Source organism: Bacillus sp. WC2507 (assembly GCF_052656125.1).
Window position 1 is genome coordinate 4,332,695 of the sequence record NZ_JBQXPN010000001.1, and the last position, 17,408, is coordinate 4,350,102.

General features: G+C 35.6%; 16 protein-coding genes. 4 read left to right on the forward strand and 12 right to left on the reverse strand.

Going from position 1 to position 17,408, the window contains the following annotated elements; translation table 11 throughout:
* Positions 1 to 7: 7 nt before the first annotated feature.
* The 5 genes from ACUN28_RS22870 to ACUN28_RS22890 all read right to left on the reverse strand — a co-directional run bounded on the left by ACUN28_RS22870 (position 8) and on the right by ACUN28_RS22890 (position 4,856).
* Positions 8 to 727 (reverse strand): (Fe-S)-binding protein, encoded by a 720-nt coding sequence (locus ACUN28_RS22870; protein WP_000869154.1) that lies wholly within the window; start codon positions 725 to 727, stop codon positions 8 to 10.
* A 168-nt stretch (positions 728 to 895) separates the two neighbouring features.
* On the reverse strand, positions 896 to 1,585 hold the full coding sequence (locus tag ACUN28_RS22875) for a FadR/GntR family transcriptional regulator (RefSeq protein ID WP_254913065.1): 690 nt from the start codon (positions 1,583 to 1,585) through the stop codon (positions 896 to 898).
* A gap of 228 nt (positions 1,586 to 1,813) precedes the next feature.
* Positions 1,814 to 3,214 (reverse strand): sensor histidine kinase, encoded by a 1,401-nt coding sequence (locus tag ACUN28_RS22880; RefSeq protein ID WP_016088800.1) that lies wholly within the window; start codon positions 3,212 to 3,214, stop codon positions 1,814 to 1,816.
* A gap of 3 nt (positions 3,215 to 3,217) precedes the next feature.
* Positions 3,218 to 3,889 (reverse strand): response regulator transcription factor, encoded by a 672-nt coding sequence (locus ACUN28_RS22885; RefSeq protein WP_000049878.1) that lies wholly within the window; start codon positions 3,887 to 3,889, stop codon positions 3,218 to 3,220.
* Positions 3,882 to 4,856, reverse strand: a complete 975-nt coding sequence (locus ACUN28_RS22890; RefSeq protein WP_016088801.1) for a YncE family protein — start codon at positions 4,854 to 4,856, stop codon at positions 3,882 to 3,884. The genes ACUN28_RS22885 and ACUN28_RS22890 overlap by 8 nt, the downstream gene beginning before the upstream one ends.
* A 136-nt stretch (positions 4,857 to 4,992) precedes the next feature.
* On the opposite strand from ACUN28_RS22890, the gene ACUN28_RS22895 reads away from it, so the two are divergent.
* The 4 genes from ACUN28_RS22895 to ACUN28_RS22910 all read left to right on the forward strand — a co-directional run bounded on the left by ACUN28_RS22895 (position 4,993) and on the right by ACUN28_RS22910 (position 10,227).
* Complete coding sequence (locus ACUN28_RS22895) at positions 4,993 to 6,108, forward strand: CdaR family transcriptional regulator (protein ID WP_016088802.1); 1,116 nt, start codon at positions 4,993 to 4,995, stop codon at positions 6,106 to 6,108.
* Between the two features lie 117 nt (positions 6,109 to 6,225).
* Positions 6,226 to 7,638 carry a glycolate oxidase subunit GlcD gene (gene glcD / locus ACUN28_RS22900; protein WP_016133936.1) on the forward strand — a complete coding sequence of 471 codons (1,413 nt, stop codon included), beginning with the start codon at positions 6,226 to 6,228 and terminating at the stop codon, positions 7,636 to 7,638.
* Positions 7,635 to 8,963, forward strand: coding sequence for a (Fe-S)-binding protein (locus tag ACUN28_RS22905; protein WP_016088804.1), 1,329 nt, complete (start codon positions 7,635 to 7,637; stop codon positions 8,961 to 8,963). Before glcD ends, ACUN28_RS22905 begins: the two co-directional genes overlap by 4 nt.
* A gap of 466 nt (positions 8,964 to 9,429) precedes the next feature.
* Positions 9,430 to 10,227 carry a CAP domain-containing protein gene (locus tag ACUN28_RS22910; protein WP_016088805.1) on the forward strand — a complete coding sequence of 266 codons (798 nt, stop codon included), beginning with the start codon at positions 9,430 to 9,432 and terminating at the stop codon, positions 10,225 to 10,227.
* Positions 10,228 to 10,268: 41 nt separating this feature from the next.
* On the opposite strand, the gene ACUN28_RS22915 is transcribed toward ACUN28_RS22910, so the two are convergent.
* From ACUN28_RS22915 to potC, 7 genes are all read right to left on the reverse strand, one after another.
* Entirely contained in the window at positions 10,269 to 10,874 is a 606-nt protein-coding gene (locus ACUN28_RS22915; protein WP_016088806.1) for a DUF1648 domain-containing protein, read from the reverse strand.
* Positions 10,875 to 10,965: 91 nt separating this feature from the next.
* Positions 10,966 to 11,889 (reverse strand): RluA family pseudouridine synthase, encoded by a 924-nt coding sequence (locus ACUN28_RS22920; RefSeq protein ID WP_016088807.1) that lies wholly within the window; start codon positions 11,887 to 11,889, stop codon positions 10,966 to 10,968.
* A 99-nt stretch (positions 11,890 to 11,988) separates the two neighbouring features.
* Complete coding sequence (locus tag ACUN28_RS22925; RefSeq protein WP_016088808.1) at positions 11,989 to 12,405, reverse strand: hypothetical protein; 417 nt, start codon at positions 12,403 to 12,405, stop codon at positions 11,989 to 11,991.
* A 101-nt stretch (positions 12,406 to 12,506) separates the two neighbouring features.
* The gene (locus tag ACUN28_RS22930; protein ID WP_016088809.1) at positions 12,507 to 14,699 is read right to left on the reverse strand and encodes an MMPL family transporter; all 2,193 of its coding nucleotides are present in this window, start codon (positions 14,697 to 14,699) and stop codon (positions 12,507 to 12,509) included.
* A 110-nt stretch (positions 14,700 to 14,809) separates the two neighbouring features.
* On the reverse strand, positions 14,810 to 15,457 hold the full coding sequence (locus tag ACUN28_RS22935; RefSeq protein ID WP_016088810.1) for a phosphatase PAP2 family protein: 648 nt from the start codon (positions 15,455 to 15,457) through the stop codon (positions 14,810 to 14,812).
* 60 nt (positions 15,458 to 15,517) lie between these two features.
* Positions 15,518 to 16,567, reverse strand: coding sequence for a spermidine/putrescine ABC transporter substrate-binding protein PotD (gene potD / locus ACUN28_RS22940; RefSeq protein WP_016088811.1), 1,050 nt, complete (start codon positions 16,565 to 16,567; stop codon positions 15,518 to 15,520).
* Positions 16,568 to 16,605: 38 nt separating this feature from the next.
* Positions 16,606 to 17,406, reverse strand: a complete 801-nt coding sequence (gene potC / locus ACUN28_RS22945) for a spermidine/putrescine ABC transporter permease PotC (protein WP_000714199.1) — start codon at positions 17,404 to 17,406, stop codon at positions 16,606 to 16,608.
* Between the last annotated feature and the right edge of the window lie 2 nt (positions 17,407 to 17,408).

The following is a 17,408-nucleotide window of genomic DNA, read 5'->3' on the forward strand; positions in this document are numbered from 1 at the left end:
TCCCCCTTCATGAGCGACTATTCAGTACCTCAGCAATATGCATTACTTTTATTTCTTTCCCTAAACGTTCAATACGTCCGCCAATGTTTAACAAACACCCACAATCTGCACCGATTAAATAATCTGCACCTGTTTCCATTGCACTATCTACCTTTTCATCTACCATTTGCTCAGAAATTGGAGTCATCTTCACTGAAAACGTTCCCCCAAACCCACAACAATTTTGTGCGTTTGGCAGTTCTCTCACAGTTAATCCTTTTACGTTAGATAATAAAATTCCTGGTGCCTCTTTTACTCCAAGCAGGCGTGTCATATGGCAAGATTTATGAATAGTAGCTATCCCTGGTAAACTTGCACCAACATCTGTAACTTTTAAAACATCTACAATAAATTGTGTCAATTCATATGTTTTATCAGCAACCTTTTGTGCACGTTTAGCCCACTTCGGATCATCTTTAAAAACATGCGGATACTCATGAAACATTGTCGCACAAGAACCAGATGGTGTAACAATATATTCTGCATCTTCGAAAGTTTCAATCATATGTTTCATCGCTTCTTTTGCTGCTTCTACATGGCCGCTATTATAAGCAGGCTGCCCACAACAAACTTGTGCTTCTGGAAATTCAATTTCACAACCTAAACGCTCCAACACTTCAACTGTTGCTTTGCCGACGTTTGTTTCAAACATATCGACTAAACAAGTAACAAATAAAGTAACTTTCATAATTATTACTCCCCCTTTTTACAACTCTACCAACAAACATATGGTCATCAGATGACTAAGGAAAGAAGAAGTAGGCTCAACCATGGCCTATCCTCTCCCTCTTCTAAAGAAAACGCTTACTTAATCTTTCTCTATTTTATCAAAAAATTAGATTTTTAAAAGATTAAATTACGAATTTATATCGTTTTTACCTGTGACAATATGTTCTACATTTGTTAAATGATCTAGCATTGCTTGCTGTGCTAATTCTACATCTTGCTTTAACACCGCATCATATATAACTTGATGCTCTTCTATAAGTCGTTCTGATGTTGTTTGTTCACCATATAAAATAATGCGTCTTGATTCACCAATCGTTTCAGCAATCATCTCTGAAACGTGATTCATGAGTTCAAGCAAAATGTTGTTATGCGAAGACTCCGCAATTCCCATATGGAACTGAAAATCTGCTTTTTCGCCAGCCTTTTCATCTCCAATGCTCTTTGCCATTTCATCTAACCAATGCTTCATATTTTGCAAATTATCTTCCGTACGCTTTGCCGCAGCTGCTCGAACTGCCCCCACTTCAAGCACCTTTCGTACTTCTAATAAGTTTAAAATATCTTCTTTCTTCATTAATAATTTATTGTTTAATGATTTTGTTAATGAAGAAGAATCGAAATTCTTCACATATGTACCTTCTCCTTGTTTCATCTCAATTAAGCCCATTGCTCTTAGCGCACTTAACGCTTCACGAACAGCAGATCTACCAACTTGAAACTGCTCAGCTAATTGATGTACAGGAAGTAGTTTGTCACCAGGTTTTAACGTACCATTTTTAATCATTGTTAAAATAGCTTCAGATACTTCTTCGTAAATCTTTTTCGGTTTAATAGATTTGTACTCCAGTTAAATCACCTCAGTATCTTCCAAACAACAATTGAAACGATTTATAAAAACTTTGCATCATAACTATTTTAGAACGAATTGGTAAGAAGTACAAATGTTTTGTTCATAAAATCGTCAAATTTTTAATATTTATTTGATATTAATTTATATGTATTCCTATATTAATTTGCACTCATGAAGAAAAGCATGTCCTTCACATTAGAACATGCTTTCTTCACCTTGCATTTTCAATTTAATACTAACCGTCGTTCCATTCCCTTTTTCACTTTCAATTCGCCATTGTCCATCATGTATATGAACAATTTGTCTTACAATGGCAAGCCCTAAACCTGTTCCACCATGTTGACGACTTCTCGCTTTATCAACTCTGTAAAAACGTTCACCAAGATTTTCTAAATGCTCTGTATCAATACCGATTCCTGTATCTTTTATTTTTAATTCACAGTAATCATCAATTTGTTCTAAGGTTATATTGATATCCCCGTTTTGATTTGTATACCGTATCGCATTATCTAACACGTTATGAAGCACTTGTTGCATACGATCCTCATCAATTATTACAATGATTTCTGGATTTAAATTTGTTGAAATACGAATTTTCTTTTCTATAAACTTAATCTCATACGTATCTAACACATCTTCAATTAGTTGTGAAAAAACGATAGGTTGTTTCTGTAACGGAAAATGTTCACCTTCTAATTGTGCTAAATCTAATAAATCATGAACGAGACGCTGCATACGATCTGCTTCTTTATGAATAAGCTGTATTACTTTTTCCTGCTGCGGTCCCTTTGCTACACCATCTAAAATAGCCTCGCTATATCCTTTTATATAACTAAGTGGTGTTCTTAGTTCATGCGAAACGTTAGCTAAAAATTCCTTACGCTTTACGTCTTCTGTCTCTAAAGAATTTGCCATTTTATTAAACGCTTTTCCTAATCGTCCAATTTCATCTTCAGAAGAAATTGTAATCCGTTCTGAGAAATCTCCCGTAGCCAAATGATTGGCTACTCGTTCCATTTGCGAAAGCGGCTTCGTAATAGCAATAATAATTTTTCTACCAATCCATATCGTAATTAAAATCATGGCAAGTGCTAACGGTGCTAAAATAAGGCCCATATCATATATTAAGTCTTTTATACTTTTTAAAGGAATATAAGAATATACAATGCCCACTAATTTTTTATTTTCTAAAACAGGGATGACAACCCCCATAATATTACGGTCAAAATGTTCCTCATATCCTATCTTTGTCACAGTTTTTCCGTCTAATAGTGCTTGCCTGTCACCTTCACTTATAAGAGAATGATGATGCACATCAAAAGGTAAACATGCGCTTAAATCACGCGGATTAGATACGAAAAGAACGTCCGAACTAGATATTTGATCAAATGCTCTTACTTTCTCTTCAAAAGTTGCTATTCCTTCACGCTTATCATATTGCGCAGCAAGACGCTTCCCTTCCATTACTAATGAATCTTTTAAATTATCAACGTATAGTTTTTCATACGAGTATAAGGATACAAAATAAAGAAAGGAAACTGTTACACATACTGCACATACTACTGTAAGCCAAAGCTTCTGTACCATCGTAAACATACGTTACACCTCAAATTTATAGCCTACACCCCAAACAGTTTGAATGTAGTTTCCACTTTCTCCAAGCTTCAAACGCATCGTTTTCACGTGCGTATCTACTGTTCTCGTACTTCCGGCATAATCATATCCCCATACCTTCTCCAGCAATTGTTCCCGGCTAAACACTTGTCCTGTATGTTGACAAAGAAAATAGAGTAAATCAAACTCTTTTACTGTAAGAGAAATCGGCTCACCATCAGCCTCAATCTTCCTACTTTTTTCATTAATAAGGATCGGTCCAAACTGAATCTCCTCTTGTTGCTCTTGCTTTGTATAGCGTCTTAACACAGCTTCCATACGAGCAATTAATTCTCCAGGACTAAATGGCTTTACAATATAATCATCTGCTCCCATACGTAAGCCGTTCACCCTATTCCACTCTTCACCTTTTGCTGTTAAAAATATAATTGGTACATCTGACGTTTTTCTAATTTCTTTACAAACTGAAAGTCCATCCATCTCTGGCATCATAATATCTAATACAACGAAATCATAATGATCCGTCTCTAATTTTTTTAGAGCCTCTTTTCCATTTTCAGCTTCTCCCCACTCGTATCCGAAATTGTCTAAGTACATTCCAACAAGCTGCCTCATATCACTTTCATCATCTACAACTAGCACCCTATATTTACTCATTGTCCTTCCCTTCCCTCTCTATGAGTTGAAACGGTCCTTTTCCGACTTTAATTGTTTGTTTTATTTTCATACTCTTCATATCCATAACGCATACTTCATCGCTATCATAACTAGCCACATATCCTTCTGCTCCGCTCTTCAAAAATGCAAATGGGTTCGATCCTACTTCTACAGAAGCTACCTCTTTATACGTGCTAACATCGAACTTTCTAAGTGTATTCGAACCATGACTCAATGCATATACATACTTATTATCCTTCGTTATATTCACAGGCATAAACGGAGCGTGTAAAGAACGGACCATCTCTCCGCTCTGCAATGCATACACTAATACTTTCTCATTGACTTGATTTCCATCACCATGTCCGCCAATCCATATTTCTTTCCCATCCGGACTAATTGTCGCTCCTGTTGATGCCGGGGGAATCATAAAGGATTGTATCACTTCTTTTTTCTTTGTATCAATTGTCGTTAACTTCGTATCATAAAAGTTTAATACGGATAACTGATTATGATGCTCTACCATTGTTATTGGCCCTTTTCCGGTTGACACACTCCCGATTTCTTTCCCTTTTATCGTAAAGAATCTTACTTTTTGAGCCTTTTGATCAGCAGCAAATAATTGTTTTTTATCTTCTGATACGACTACATTCACAATTCCTTTATCAGTCTTATATTTATCCACCTGTCTTCCTTCTGTTAGTGAGTATACATACATATATTCTAACTGCTTACCATATACAAGTATGTCCTCACCATTTGGAAGTAGTGCAATTCCTGCCATTGGTTCATTAAGCTCCCATGTCGTAATTAACTTTTTAGTTTGTTTATCAACAAAACTAATACTACCCTCTTTTATATTCGTTGTTATAATAATACTTTTATCTTTAGCAATCGGTGTATATGAACTTCCTTGACACCCTACTAATAGAAATAAAAAACAGAGAAGAAAAACATACTTTCTCAAAAGATTCCCTCCATCTTCAGATGATTTCGCTATAATTGTAAAATAACAAATAAATGTGTGGAAAGTGTGAAATTTTTCTTTCTTACTTCATTTACATATATAATGTACAACAAATAGAATTTGAGGTGTGCAAATTATGCTTTTTCCTGATTTAGCGAATAAAATTGTACGAGAAGTACGCAGACTAATTACAGAAAATATTATTATCATTAATACACAAGGCGTTATTATCGCAAGTACAGATGCGGAAAGAATCGGTCAATTTCATGAAGGTGCACTCCGCTGCGCGAAAGAAAAGAAGACGGTCATTATTACAAAAGATGATGAGCAACAACTACATGGCGTAAAAGCCGGCATGAACCTTCCTTTACTATTCCATGACGAAGTAATTGGTGTTATTGGAATTACAGGCGAACCTGAAAACATTTCACAATACGGTGAGATATTACGTAAGATGACCGAATTATTAATTCATGAAAACTATTTTTTAGAACAACTAGAACTTGAGCATCGTTCTTATGAAGCATTTGTCTTTGATTGGCTTCAAAATACAGACTGGTCTCCAAGTTTTCTCGATCGCGCAAAAACACTTGGTATTGATTTATATAAGAAGAAACAACTTATTTTGTTCTCTATCGATCAAAATGACACGATGCTTCAGCGCAAAATTTGGCAACACATACGCAATCTATTAACAAAAGAGCATCTATTTGTTCGCTGGGGAAATGATCGATTTATTTTATTTACAGCCACAAACTCCAAAGAGCAAACGTATCAATTTTTTAAACGATTAAAACAAGACTGTGAAACTTTATTTTCTATTCCTTTATATATTGGGATTGGACAATCCGTTACACCAAGCAATATGAGCTTATCGTACGAACAAGCATTACAAGCTCTTTCTGTATCACTTGAAACGAAAAAAATTGTATTTAATGAAGATTTACGTTTAGAAATGTGCTTACAAGATATTTCTGCTGAAACGCGGGAACAGTTTCTAAGGCGCACCATCGAAAACTTATTATCCTCTCCTGAGCTTATGCACACTTTACGCTTATTTATCGATTATAACCAATCCTATAAGCAAACCGCTGAACAATTGCATATACACATTAACACATTGCATTACAGACTAAAAAAGATTGAGGAGCATACGGGACTTGACCCGAAACACTTCAAAGATTTAAACATTTTATACTTCTCACTCCTCTTACTAGATAATCATACAAAAAAGAACGATAAAACAGATTAATCTTTAGATGATTATACATAGAAAGAATCCCCCGACTTTTTTATCATTATAATGAAAGCACTGTGACAACGTTTTTTATTATCACTAATTACGTTAACAGTTTGAGGGGGATTTCCAATGTTAGAAAAGCAAATTATTGATTCATTCGTATCCATTGTTGGCGAAGATAATGTAGATACATCCAATATGGGGCGTTTAACGTATAGTTATGATGCCACTCCAAACTTCCAAGCAATGCCTGATGCAGTCATTGCTCCTCGTAATACAAATGAAGTAGCTGAAGTATTAAAAGTATGTAACACTCATAACATTCCTGTATATGTTCGTGGTTCTGGAACAAACCTTTGCGCAGGAACATGTCCACTTGAAGGCGGTATTGTCCTTATCTTCCGCCATATGAATAACATTTTAGAAATTGATGAAGAGAATTTAACAATTACTGTACAAGCTGGTGTGATTACACTTGATATTATTAAAGCGGTAGAAGAAAAAGGTTTATTTTATCCACCAGATCCAAGCTCGATGAAAATTTCTACAATCGGCGGTAACATTAATGAAAACTCAGGTGGATTACGTGGTTTAAAATATGGCGTAACACGTGATTATGTAATGGGGCTTGAACTCGTCTTACCGAACGGCGATATCATTCGCACTGGTGGTAAATTAGCAAAAGATGTAGCTGGTTACGATTTAACTCGTTTATTTATCGGTTCTGAAGGCACACTTGGCGTCGTAACCGAAGCTATATTAAAACTTGTTCCTATGCCTGAAACGAAGAAAACAATGCTTGCGCTCTATGAAGATATTAATGAAGCTGCACGTGCTGTTTCTTCTATTATTGCAAATAAAATCATTCCAGCGACACTTGAGTTTTTAGACCAGCCAACAATTGAAGTAGTAGAAGAATTTGCACAAATTGGTTTACCAACAGATGTAAAAGCAATTTTATTAATCGAACAAGACGGCCCGCCCGAAGTTGTCAATCGAGATATTGAAAAAATGGCTAATGTTTGCCACTCTATGAATGCAGTCGATGTTCGCGTTGCAAAAGATGAAGCGGAAGCCGATGCACTTCGCACCGCTCGCCGTAGTGCTTTATCTGCGCTTGCTAGATTAAAACCTACTACAATATTAGAAGATGCAACGGTACCACGTTCACAAATCGCTCCGATGGTTGAAGCTATTAATGCCATTGCAAAGAAATATAATATTCCTATTTGTACGTTTGGGCATGCTGGCGATGGTAACCTACACCCAACTTGTATGACAGATGCCCGTAATGAAGAAGAAATGCACCGAGCTGAACAAGCTTTTGCTGAAATATTTGCGAAAGCAATCGAACTTGGTGGCACGATTACTGGTGAACATGGCGTTGGTGCAATGAAAGCTCCGTATTTAGAAATGAAATTAGGTAAAGAAGGTATTGCTGCTATGCAAGGAATTAAACAAGCCTTCGATCCAAATAACATTATGAATCCAGGCAAGATGTTCGCGAAAGACACTCGCAAAAGAGTGGTGGTTGAGCGATGACAACATTAAATAAAGAAAACATTCAAAAGGAATTTAAAGAACGATTAAGTGAAGATGAACTACTAAATTGTATGCGATGCGGTTTTTGCTTACCAACTTGTCCTACTTACATTCAATCTGGATATAAAGAATCACATTCACCACGAGGACGTATCGCAATAATGAAAGCGGTCGTTGACGGTTTAATCGAGCCAGATGAAGATGTTGAGAATACATTAAACGTTTGCCTTGGCTGCCGTGCTTGTGAACCTGTTTGTCCATCTGGTGTGAATTATGGACATTTACTAGAAGAAGCTCGTGATATTATTAATCAAAACAAAAAGTTCTCGGTGCCAGTGAGAGCCGTTCGTAAAGTCGTTTTTGAAGGACTATTCCCGCATCAAAATCGAATGAGAACATTAACAGGACTAATTGGATTTTACCAGCGTTCCGGTTTACAAACGCTAACACATAAAACAGGGATTATGAAGCTATTCCCTGAAACACTTGCAACGATGGATCTCGTTTTACCAAAAGTCCCTAAAATGAAAGCAATGAAAGACCGTCCTGAATTTTTACCTGCTGAAAGTACAAAGAAAAAACAAGTTGCATTCTTCACGGGTTGTTTAATGGATACGATGTTTTTAGAAACAAATAACGCAACGATGAAACTTCTTCAATTAGCTGGTTGTAATATCGTTATTCCGAAAACACAAAGTTGCTGCGGGGCATTACATGGGCATGCTGGTGAGAAAAGTGGAGCAAAAGAATTAGCGAAACGAAATATAAAAGCATTCGAAGATTTAAACATCGACTATATTATTACGAATGCAGGTGGTTGCGGAGCTTACCTCGTAGACTACGATTATCTTTTAAAAGATGATCCACAGTGGGCAGAACGTGCAAAGCAGTTTGTTTCTAAAATTAAAGATATTACCGCTATTCTAGTAGAACTAGATTTCCATAAACGAAATGACTTACGACTCACACCGCAAATTATTACGTATCAAGACTCTTGTCATTTACGCAATGTTATGCGAACATCTTCAGAACCTCGTATGTTACTAGAAGCAATTCAAGGCGCAACATACCGTGAAATGAAAGATGCGGATCGCTGCTGTGGTTCTGCTGGTATTTACAATATTGTTCATTCAGAGCTATCCATGGAATTTCTAGATTACAAAATGGACCGTGTGCATGAAACAGACGCAGCAACCATTGTTACTGCAAATCCAGGTTGTTTATTACAAATGAAATTAGGGATTGAGCGAGAAGGTCTTTCTCATAAAATGAGAGGAATTCACATTGTAGATCTATTATTAGAAGCAATTGAAACCAACTCGTAATAACTCGTAACATACGTAATAATAGGAAAACGGCTATCTCCTTCGTCTATGTAAAGAGATAGCCGCTTTTTTGTCTGCTACAACATTAAAAATATGTTACTTTATTATAAAAAAGAACAACAGAAACATTACAGTTTTGTAAAAATCAATCCAGTATATTCCTCAAAAAAATGCTCAAACCATTGATACAATAGGATTCTTCATTTTCTACTTAGGTAACTTTATCCAAAAACCCCCTCTTAAAACGAAGTATAAAAATGCTGAAAATTCCTTTTATACTCTACGTTTCTCTTATTTCTTCCCTTTTCTTCACTTAGGATAAATTAGGTAATTTTAAAGTCTATGAATTTTTTTCCATCTTTTTTCTCGCAAATTGTATGCTACGATGAATTGGTCAGTCAGACAGGCTGTCAAAAACAAATCGTGTGAAAAACAAATTAAAACTTTATATAGGGGGACACACATCATGAAAAAGCGTGTTTTATTATCTGTAGCTGCTGCAACAGCTCTTACTCTAGGAGTATCATCTTTAGATGCACAAGCTGCAACAGTACAACCATCTAACATAAAGGTTCAAAATATTCAGCATTCTAATGTGATGATGAAGCAAATGAGCCAACAAGAATTACAAGCATTCTTACAATCTATGGGAGTTGAGTCATTAGCACAATGGCAACAAGGAAATTTCCAACCAAACTGCTTCATTCCTGGTCAACAACCAACTGAAAATGTTGTAACTGAGCAACCAACAGCTAAGCCAGAAACTCAAAAGCCTGTTGAACAAAAACCTGCTGAAGAAGTTCAAAAACCAGAAACTCAAAAGCCTGCTGAAAACAACAATACTCAAAAACCTGCTGAGCAAAAGCCTGCTGAAGAAGCAAAATCTTTAAGCGAATTCGAACAACGTGTCGTTGAATTAACAAACGCTGAGCGTACAAAACAAGGCTTACCAGCATTACAAATCGATACTGAATTAAGCAAAGTAGCACGTATCAAGTCTGAAGATATGCAAAAAAACAACTACTTTGATCATAACAGCCCTACATACGGGTCTCCATTTGACATGATGAAGAAATTTGGTATTTCTTATAAATCTGCAGGTGAAAACATTGCTCAAGGCCAACGTACACCTGAAGAAGTAGTACAAGCTTGGATGAACAGTGCTGGACACCGTGCAAACATTTTAAATAATGGCTTCACTCATATCGGTGTTGGTTATGTAGAAAGCGGCAACTACTGGACACAACAATTTATCACAAAGTAAATAGATTAAAAGAGTCTTCTCATTATGAGAAGACTCTTTTTTTACGTTTCATAACTTTCTAATATGTACGAATACAAGACGTAGAACATAAACAAAATAGAGCCACCACTTATTACACTAAGTAACACATAAAATCCCCATTTCAAGTTCAAAAACAATGAAAACAATATACTACATGCCATCACTTGAAAAATCCGCCTACTCACTAAACGGATCTTTTGTAATTTGATTGGATCTTTTTCCGTACTCTTAACTTTTTTAAACCCTTTACTAAGCATAAAAAGAAACATACTAATTCCAATTGTTAGTCCTGTCTGAAAGGATATCATGCTTCCATAATTAATAAAGAGAATGAGCATATGGATAAACAACATAAATAAAGTAATCGTCTTTAGAAATCCACTTATAATAACATGCTCGCCTTCATTAAACTTATATATATTATGTGAAATAATATACATCAATCCATGTAAGAAAATAATAAGACAAGGAATAAATGCTACAACAATTTGTTTACTCATAAACTCGTTCGGCCCACCATTTTCATTCCAATGTACTGCCATCCGGTTTGGTACATATGGATAGAGGCATAGAGTAACTAAAAGACAAGCGAAAAATATTCCTAGTATATATTTATATTTGACCAAGTAATTCTCACCTCTCTTTTCTCTTAACGGCTTCGCTTCTTTTAGAGAAATTCCTGCAAAAATCTACTTTTCTCAAATTTAAACTTACACTTTACACATTCATTCTTTGCAATTCTTTCATTGTATTATTTAATTTTGTAGGAAATGGTACGTCCACTTCAATTTCTTCTTTCGTAATTGGATGCAAGAAATGAATCTTCATCGCATGTAATGCTTGCCCGGACATATATTTCGTTTGTCCACCATATAATACATCGCCAACTAACGGATTACCATTATAGCTCATATGAACACGAATTTGATGTGTTCTACCTGTTTCTAATTGTAACGTTACGAGCGTAGCATTTTGTTTTTTAAAATACTTCTCCACTTTATAATATGTTATAGCTTGGTCTCCCTTTGGGGAAACACGTCGTCTCGTCGCATGATGGCGATCTCTTCCAATAGCTGCGTCAATTGTTCCTTGTTTCTTCTTTACTTTCCCTTCCACAAGCGCCGCATATGTTCTTTTAATTTTTCGTTCCATTAATAAACGATCCATAATTGCACCAGCAATTCTATGCTTAGCAAACACGACACCACCTGTCGTATCTTTATCTAACCGATGAATATGACGAACCTTTGTCTCTAAACCTTGCATTTGAAAATGAAAGGCAACAAGGTTTGCAAGTGTTCCCGTTCCACCTTTTTCAGCAGGATGCGTATCCATTTGCTCTGGTTTATTTACAATGAGTACGTGATCGTCTTCATATACTACATCTAATTCCCCGTATTCAGGCTCTACATCGTATTCTTCTTCCATAAACATATGAACTTGTAACTTATCGCCCTCTTTTAAAAGCTCATTCCATCTCCTCTGTTCTCCGTTAACGGTAACACCTTTTTCCATACGAAGCTGATGTAACAACTTTTTCGGTATTTCCCATTCTATTTTTAATAACGAATCAATACTTATGCCATTCCATTTAGCTGGAACAGTAATTTCGCACCATTCGCCCTTTTTCTTCGTTTCCATACTATATCACCTTATTTCTATTGATTCTCTCATTGTAACGGAAAACACAATTTGATGCACCGTCAAAAATAGAGGACAGTCTTATAGTAGACTGTCCTCTCACGCTCTACGCCGTTTCATTTCCTGCAATACTTCTTCCGCTTTTTGCTCATACGATAAATCTTTAAAGAAATCCGCCAATCTTTTATAATCATTATACGTATCTAATAAATCATCCATCTTTTCTACTTTCATCACTTGTTGTTTTTGCTTCATTTTTACTGGATAACGATAGCCCGATATTTCTTGTATTTTGTAATACTCATCCTCTACTTGAATGACCTTTACAAGTTCCTCCTCTTCCGCATCCATCGTATACCCATCAAAATCTCTAAGTAATTCATAAATGATATGAGTCCATTCATCTTTTGGATAAAATCCTTTTTCTAACCGATAACCGACAATGCGATACATATGCCCATCGTTTTCTGCAAACTGTACTGTATCATTTAGCTTAAACTTAAAATAACGAAACATTGCCTTCACCTACTTATATGTAATGTTCTTATCACATACTATTTGCAAAATGTAGGTCTTGCTATTCATAAAAAAATACTCATCTTATAGATGAGTATTTTTTACGATGATTTTTCTCTTTTCTTTCGAAATGGCAACCACCAGTTCCAGTCTCCAAACAATTTCATTAAACTCGGTACAAGCATAAGACGAATAATTGTTGCATCAAGAAATATCGCTAACGCAACGCCAAGCCCCATTTGCCGTACTGGTAAAATATCAGTAAAGGCGAACGCACCCGTTACAACAATCATAATTAAAGCAGCTGATGTAATGATTCTACTTGTTGACACAAGTCCTTCTAACGTCGCTTGATCGTTATCTCCTGTTTCTTCATATAACTCATGAATACGCGAAATAAGAAAGACTTCATAATCCATGCTAAGCCCAAATACAAGGCCGAAAATGAAGATTGGTAAAACGAATAGAACAGGACTCGCTTCTAAACCAAAATGACCACCTTCAAATAACCAAACAACAATTCCAATTGTTGCGCTTAAACTAAGTATATTCATAATAATCGCCTTAATCGGAATGAGTATAGATCGGAATGCAAATAATAATATAACAAAGGTTGATCCAAATATAACAGACATACCAATTGCAACTTTATCTTTTATTTCATCTTCTAACTCTTGTTGGAACGTCGTCATTCCGCCTAAATAATACGTAACATCTGTTTCTTTATAATTTTGTTTAAAATCACGAACCCACTGTTTAGCAGTTTCAGTACGCGGTTTCGTTTTCAAAAAGACTTCTATCGTCGTCTTATTCCCTTTCGTATATGCTTCAAATACAGGAGCTAGTTTTGCTGCTTCTGGTGACTGTAGCATTCCCGCAACTTGATCTGCTTTCATTCCAGTCAGCCCGTCGTATAAACTTCTTACTTCATGCACTTTCTTATCGTCTTTTAATTTTCGAACGACTTCTTCTATCTTTTGTAAACTTTCTTTTTCTTTCATATCTTTTTTCGTCTCTACCAATAACGTAACATCAGCATGTGTTTTTGCAGTTTTATTAAATGCTTCTTCGTACTTCTCATATGCCATTCTTGTATCACTTTGTTTAGGTAGAGCTTCCACGTCAGGGAACTGTAAATTTGCAGTACGTAACGGCAATAAGCAAATAACAATAAATAGTGTAACAACAATAATCATCGCAATTGGATGTTTCATTACAAATTGTGCAAATTTACGCCACGCCTTTGCCGGCGTATGTGCTACTTGATTCTTTTTTAATATTCGTTTACCAATTAATGATAATAGCGCTGGAAGAAGTGTAAGTGAGAATAAAATACTCATAATCACAACAATCATTCCGCTAATTGCGACAGACTGAATATAATCGATCTTAAAGAAAAACAAACCGGATAATCCAACAAATACACATAATCCTGAAAATACGATCGCACGCCCTGCTGTCTGATATGTAATTGCTATCGCTTCTTTTACCGTTCGCTTTGCAACTTCCTCTCGAAAGCGATTTACAAATAACAGCGCAAAATCAATAGATAGCGCCAGTCCGATCATCGGTGCAACATTTAACACAAAAATAGATAGTTCCTTATCGCTACCTATAAAGTATAATATTCCCATCGTACTAATAACACTAAGTGCCCCATTTACAATTGGTAAAATAGATGCCAAAAGACTACCAAATGAAAATAGTAATACGAGAAATGCAATTGGCAGACCAATCATTTCTGCTACTTTTAAATCATTTTGCGTTCTTTCATTAATCTCTTGATTAATTTTTGGAAATCCTGTAGGCGTTACTTTTAACGCTGCATTACTTTCCTTTTCGATTTTATCAGCAAATTGTAATGTCTTTTCCATTCGTTCCTTATTTGTTTTCCCGGAAAATAAAATTGTCGCATAACCGATATCATCTTGTAACATTTCTTTATTTTGTATTGGGTGATGGAAAGATTCATATGTCTCTTTCTCTTGTACATTTTTTACAATTCCCTCTACTTGCTTTTGAAATTCCTCATGTGAAGCACCCTTATTTTTTTCAAAAACGAGTAGAAGTGTATCTTGAGACCTCTTAAAATCTTTATCTAAAATTTCTTTCGTTTTTTGATAGTCCCCTTCCGTTTGGAAGCCATCACCACCTAACACTCCCGGCAGCTTTGGAGCGAAAATACCGAGTGCTACCGCAAGCAATAATAACGCCACAATTACTGTATAACGAAACTGATACAAAAAAGCTCCTAACTTCCCCCACTTATCTACTTTATGTACATTTGTTTTCACACATTTTCACCTACTTTAAATAATTCAATTGTCATTTATACTGTATCACATCTTCGTACAAACAAAAAACGTCTAGAAACACTATAATGATAGTTTTTCCAGACGTTTTTTTATCTCTCTTTATTAAGTCCCAATCTCTCCGTAAGTAAACGGTGACAGTAAATCGCCATAATTAACAAAATACCACCTACGCAATAACCAGCTAAAATATCAGTTGGATAATGTACATTTAAAATAACTCTACTTAATCCAATCGATACAATTACTATTCCCATCAAAATCGTTATAACATATTTCCCAGTTACACTCTTCAAATTCGCAGCAATGATATAAGCAAGAAATCCGAATGTCATAATAGATAACATTGCATGCCCACTAGGGAAGCTATATCCAAGTGCATCCAACGCTTCATTTAACGACGGACGCTCCCTTTTCACAATTTCTTTTATCCCTTTATTAACAAGATGTGTTATTAAAATGCCCATTGGATACACAATCATCGCAGCATAATAACGTTTTCTCCAAAAAACAAGTAAACTTATAACGAGCGTAGTTACGATCCCAATGGCAGACCCTAATTTTGTATAGTGTGAGAAAAATGTAAGCGAACCTTCTGTTTGTAATCCTTTTACTAATGATCGGACATATGTATCCATCACTGTAACGCCACCCGCATGTACTCGCCAAGCAACAATGCCAAATACAGCAAGTAATAAAACAATACATACTACCTCATATTGATGCAACTTCTTTTTCAAGCGATTTCCTCCTACTATGAAAAAAATGCGATTTCTATTTTAGAAACCGCATTTCCTTACTTATTTACCTTTTGTTTTTAACTCTGTCCAGTAACGATCATAGTCTTTTAGCTTATCGTCTACATCAACAAGCCATTCTGTACGATCTAATTCTTCTTTCGTTAAGAAGATCATATGATTATCACGATATTCTTTACTATGAAGAGGATGAGCTTTTTCATTCGGATTACTGTATCCAATTGACTCGTAGTTTTTCACACTTACTTTTTCATCTAATAAGTAGTTCATAAACTTCTCTGCAAGCTCTTTGTTTTTCGCACCTTTTGGAATCGCTAACGTGTCAGCCCAAATTGTGCCGCCTTCTTTTGGTACAACGTACTCTACATCTTTATTATCTTTTGCGATAAATGCTGCATCTCCAGACCAAACTGTTCCAATCCAAGCATCTTCTGTAATGAATTTTTGTTTAATATTATCTGTATCAAATGCTAATAAGTTTGGAAGTAGCTTCTGTAAATCAGTTGCTGCTGTCTTTAACTGTGCATCGTCTTTCGTGCTGTTTGAGAATCCGTGCTTCTTAAGACCCATTCCTAACACTTCACGAGAATCATTTAATAAAGTTACATGCCCTTTATATTTCTCATTCCATAGGTCAGCCCAGCTTGTAGGTGCTTCCTTCACATACTTTTTGTTGTATGCAATACCTGTTACGCCCCAAGTATATACTAAAGAATATTTATTTTCTGGATCAAACGCAGGTGTTTTGAAATTAGAAATCATGTTTTCGATATTCGGGATATTCTTTTTATCTAACGGCGCTAATAAATCCATTTTCGCCATTGTTTTAACCATGTAATCAGATGGCTGAATTAAATCATACTTCGCGCCACCTGCTTGTAATTTCGCAAGCATTTCTTCATTACTTGCATACTTATCATAGTTAATTTTCACGTTATATTTCTTTTCAAAATCTCTTAGCACTTGCTCATCAAAATTGTCAGCCCAGCTATAAATGTTTAACTCTTCTTTCTTTTCACCACAACCAGCAAGTACACCAGCAACAAGGCTAAAGCTAATTGCTGCGCCGGCTAATCTTTTTATTAATTTCATCGATTTATTACCCCCTCGTACTTTCTAGATCGTTCGTATTATAAAGGAAGGTGTCCTCCAGAGTTTTCTTCACCATCTGCACCTTTGTTACGGAAGATTTCAGATAGAACCATTAATCCTACGATAGCTACAATTAAAATTGTAGAAAGTGCATTAATTTCTGGTGATACTCCACGCTTAACCATACTGTAAATGTATAATGGCAATGTTGTTGATCCTGGTCCTGATACGAAGAAACTAATTACAAAATCATCAATTGATAATGTGAATGTTAATAATGCGGCTGAAATAACTCCTGGTGCAATTGCTGGGAACGTTACATAACGAAACGTTTGCCACGGCGTTGCTCCTAAATCATTCGCAGCCTCTTCTAAATCACGTCCCATACCAGAAAGACGTGCTGCTAAAATAACGACAACAAATGAAATACTAAATGTAATGTGCGCAATAATAATTGTTGTTTTACCCAGTTCCATACCTAATTGACTAAATAAGATAAGTAAAGATAGTCCCATTAAAATATCAGGGATTAAAATTGGTAAATATACAAGACCGTTAATAGCACCTTCATAACGATATTTGTAACGATGTAATGCAATCGCAAAAATCACACCAAGAACAGTCGTTACAATCGTCGTTACGATCGCAATCGTCATACTATTTACAAACGCATCAATAACATCTTGTTTTTGAAATAAATCTGTATACCAATGGAATGTAAAACCTTCCCATTCCGCATTAATGCGAGAATCATTGAAAGAATATACCATTAAAACCATCATTGGAAAATACAAGAACAATAAAATTAACCAAGAATAAGAAACTAAAAACTTCTTCATCT

What these genes read in the sequence shown, in the direction of transcription:
- ACUN28_RS22885 (WP_000049878.1), bottom strand. Translation starts at nt 3,889, where the DNA reads ATGAGTAAATATAGGGTGCTAGTTGTAGATGATGAAAGTGATATGAGG.
- potD (WP_016088811.1), bottom strand. Translation starts at nt 16,567, where the DNA reads ATGAAATTAATAAAAAGATTAGCCGGCGCAGCAATTAGCTTTAGCCTT.
- ACUN28_RS22880 (WP_016088800.1), bottom strand. Translation starts at nt 3,214, where the DNA reads ATGTTTACGATGGTACAGAAGCTTTGGCTTACAGTAGTATGTGCAGTA.
- ACUN28_RS22870 (WP_000869154.1), bottom strand. Translation starts at nt 727, where the DNA reads ATGAAAGTTACTTTATTTGTTACTTGTTTAGTCGATATGTTTGAAACA.
- ACUN28_RS22895 (WP_016088802.1), top strand. Translation starts at nt 4,993, where the DNA reads ATGCTTTTTCCTGATTTAGCGAATAAAATTGTACGAGAAGTACGCAGA.
- glcD (WP_016133936.1), top strand. Translation starts at nt 6,226, where the DNA reads ATGTTAGAAAAGCAAATTATTGATTCATTCGTATCCATTGTTGGCGAA.
- ACUN28_RS22920 (WP_016088807.1), bottom strand. Translation starts at nt 11,889, where the DNA reads ATGGAAACGAAGAAAAAGGGCGAATGGTGCGAAATTACTGTTCCAGCT.
- potC (WP_000714199.1), bottom strand. Translation starts at nt 17,406, where the DNA reads ATGAAGAAGTTTTTAGTTTCTTATTCTTGGTTAATTTTATTGTTCTTG.
- ACUN28_RS22925 (WP_016088808.1), bottom strand. Translation starts at nt 12,405, where the DNA reads ATGTTTCGTTATTTTAAGTTTAAGCTAAATGATACAGTACAGTTTGCA.
- ACUN28_RS22905 (WP_016088804.1), top strand. Translation starts at nt 7,635, where the DNA reads ATGACAACATTAAATAAAGAAAACATTCAAAAGGAATTTAAAGAACGA.
- ACUN28_RS22910 (WP_016088805.1), top strand. Translation starts at nt 9,430, where the DNA reads ATGAAAAAGCGTGTTTTATTATCTGTAGCTGCTGCAACAGCTCTTACT.